This is a genomic window from Burkholderia sp. RF7-non_BP4, from assembly GCF_001521935.1.
Taxonomy (GTDB): Bacteria; Pseudomonadota; Gammaproteobacteria; order Burkholderiales; family Burkholderiaceae; genus Burkholderia; species Burkholderia diffusa.
Map to the genome: position 1 here is coordinate 1 of NZ_LOTA01000005.1, position 2,798 is coordinate 2,798.

Sequence of the window (2,798 nt, forward strand, 5' to 3'; positions counted from 1 at the left end):
GGAGTGGTGCATGAGTCCCCGGATTTTTCTGGGTTGATTGGCCTGGGCAAGGAAGGGCAACGGCCTACCATTCCATCTCCAGGAACACGCAGGGCATCTCCTCGCGGTCATCGACGGCGCTGATCGCGCGACGCAGGGCCGCGGGTGACAAGAGCCGATCCACAATGGATGTGGCCCTCCGGATGCGTTCCACGGGCCGCGCCGCACCGAGATGCGTGAGGCGAGGGCACGTGGTCGGCGGGAAGGTCGCGCCCCCGATGTCCCGGACGGGGAGCGCCATGCAGGACAAGCTGCGAGCGGGGAAAGCAACCGCTCATAAGTCATGATGGCGCATGGGGCGTGTCGCCATAAGCCGGAAACTGATGAAGCGCAATCAGAATCGACTGATTTTAAGTGGCGAAGATCCGGCCTTGCTTGCGCATTGGAACCGGATATTTCTTATTGCAATTTAGGCTGGCGGTGACTCGGCTTGGGATGGGCCCGATGTTGGGTGGCCGATATTTCATAATAAAAATCAGAAATGCATGATATTTAATCAAACTGCATAGCGGATGGGTTTATGCATGAAATAGCGAGCGACGCGCTGTGGTGATTTCTGTAAACGACACAGATGGCTGATGACCGCGTTCTTGAACTGGTCTTTGGTCCGCGCCGGAGCTTGCTTCGGCACTTTCGCCTTCATTCCTGTCGTGCCATGGGAATCGAGCGATGTTGCCGAATCATTTGGATTTCATTAACCAACGTCTTCCATCCCAGTCAATCGGATAGCCTACCCCATCGGGTGATACTCGATGGAATGCCTCATATCGCACGGCGCCTCCGTCTCTGACGGCGCGTACTGGAACGAGTTGCCCAAAGAGTTCTGCCACCCAATGATGGATATTGTCGCCATGCGTATTGGCGCCGCGCCGCTTGACCGCATATAATCTCCCGGCACAAGCCTCAGGCGGAAAGTCCGCGACTTCGACATATTCGAAGTCAAGATCGAGTGGAACTGCCAAGCGATTGATCGCGTCGATGGCCAAGCTTGAAAATGCAGGGTTTCCGTCTTTCGAGAAAAAATGCCATGTCTTGGATAGTAGTTCCAGATAGACGGGATGTCGTTTCACATCACCGGAACGGCTCTCGATCAATATTTCAAATTGACTGGCATGCCGATCAAAGGCTACTTCATACCATCGCCCTTCGATGAGCGCGAAGCTCTTCCCCGATCTGACTTCAACCGGATATTCACCTGGACGGTAAGTATTGTATTTACTAAAATGATTCAATACTCCGGATTTTTTATCTGGACCCATACATACCCCCATTTAATACATGCTTTTTATGGCGTGAAAATTTGGATGCCTATACGTCAGAATTCTGCTTTATTTGGTAGATTTCGGGGCAAATTCTCGACAAATGGCGAAGTCGGCTTTTTGAGGATGAAGCTGATATCGAAACACTTACAAAGTCTTCACTATGCACCTTCTTGATAATCGTCAGAAGGTGTGCGATAAAATCGCTTCATCGAGCATGGCCCCAAACTGTCTCACGGAATACTCTGCCTGATTGAGAAGGGGAACGTGATTGCAAGCATGCCTCCTTCTTCTCGAACTTTGTCCGCCAAGCCAGTGGTGGGCAGTCAGCCTTAGGTGACGCGATTCTTTGACTGCGACAGGCATCTAATTTTACTATTGAAGATGGGGTCACATTTATAGAAATCGCTCTCGTGGATTTTTGCGATGAGGTTGGCGTTCGTCGAGCATCGCCAATGGCGCCCATTCGATCGCAAGGCTGTTTTTCTGCTGCAGTTCTTTTACCACTGGCTCAAGATGCGGCGGCGTAGCTGGCCGGAGTCCTTCACGCAGCGATCCGGCGCTCTCACAGCTTGGCAAAACTCACCATAAGGGATGACTGGGCGCACGCTCGATGCTTACAAACAGGTTCCCAAACGTCTGTGGCAGCATCTCGGCGAGCAGCTCGGCATCGACCCGCCCGACCTCGGCACGCTGCGCGTACTGTACGACGACCGAACCGACACGCTTGCCGACCACCAGAAGCTTGCCTACGAAACGCTCGGATTCCAGCCGATGGCCGAGCACCAGCGGCACTATGTCGTTCGCTGGCTGAAAGAACGACTGTCGGGACGACAGGATCGCAGCACCGCGCTACTTGATCTCAAGCAGTGGCTGTACGAGTACCGGGTCCTGATTGTCCACGACCGTGCGCTGCGACAACTAATGATGATCGCGCTCGAGCGAACCAAGGCGCAAATCCGCGCGCGAGTCTCATGTCGTCACGTCAAGAACCTGTTTCGTCATCGCGCAAGGTGCGCTACAAGGGGCTGCTCAAGAACACGGCGCAACTGTTCAGTCTGTTCGCTTTGGCGAATCTGGTGATCGCGCGAAACCGGCTGCGGTCGATTCATGGGACAAGTCCGTCATGCGTGTGAGAAATGCGAGAAACAAGGCGCATCTTAGGTTCAAACTTCTCCGAATGGGCGGCGCTTCGCTTCGGTATTCGGCCATTCCCCGCCCACGTCGCCGACCACCTCGCGCGATCGCATATTAACCAGTGCTTCCCTAGTTTCAAGTGCAACACTTGGAATGAGGTAGTCGGCCCTGAATAATCCGGAACTGCTTAACGCGGCAAGTCCGCTTTACACGATCTTGCTTGCCACGACACTGCCGAGGTCGCTCTGCTGGCCCACCAGCGCCCGAACGACTGCCAGCATGTCTTCAGATGCCGGCACGATGGGCCGTGCCAACTCGGTTCCGGTGCCGCCCGTTGCCCGATGCGCGGCGCCAGCTGCCGCC

Annotated in this window: 2 protein-coding genes and 2 pseudogenes; 2 read left to right on the plus strand and 2 right to left on the minus strand. The window is 54.7% G+C overall.

Features of this window, described 5'->3' with window-relative positions; all coding sequences use genetic code 11:
- Positions 1 to 535: 535 nt before the first annotated feature.
- Together WS49_RS35815 and WS49_RS34685 are read right to left on the minus strand one after the other, a co-directional pair.
- On the minus strand, positions 536 to 682 hold the full coding sequence (locus tag WS49_RS35815; RefSeq protein WP_156437081.1) for a hypothetical protein: 147 nt from the start codon (positions 680 to 682) through the stop codon (positions 536 to 538).
- Between the two features lie 37 nt (positions 683 to 719).
- Complete coding sequence (locus tag WS49_RS34685) at positions 720 to 1,298, minus strand: hypothetical protein (protein ID WP_156437083.1); 579 nt, start codon at positions 1,296 to 1,298, stop codon at positions 720 to 722.
- 594 nt (positions 1,299 to 1,892) lie between these two features.
- On the opposite strand from WS49_RS34685, the pseudogene WS49_RS33005 reads away from it, so the two are divergent.
- A pseudogene (locus tag WS49_RS33005) lies at positions 1,893 to 2,132 on the plus strand (DUF4158 domain-containing protein); the annotation flags it as partial.
- Between the two features lie 90 nt (positions 2,133 to 2,222).
- Positions 2,223 to 2,434, plus strand: a pseudogene (locus WS49_RS35820) (IS5/IS1182 family transposase); the annotation flags it as partial.
- Positions 2,435 to 2,798: the final 364 nt, after the last annotated feature.

Coding starts and splice junctions, on each gene's coding strand:
- WS49_RS34685 (WP_156437083.1), bottom strand. CDS start 1,298: ATGGGTCCAGATAAAAAATCCGGAGTATTGAATCATTTTAGTAAATAC.
- WS49_RS35815 (WP_156437081.1), bottom strand. CDS start 682: ATGAAGGCGAAAGTGCCGAAGCAAGCTCCGGCGCGGACCAAAGACCAG.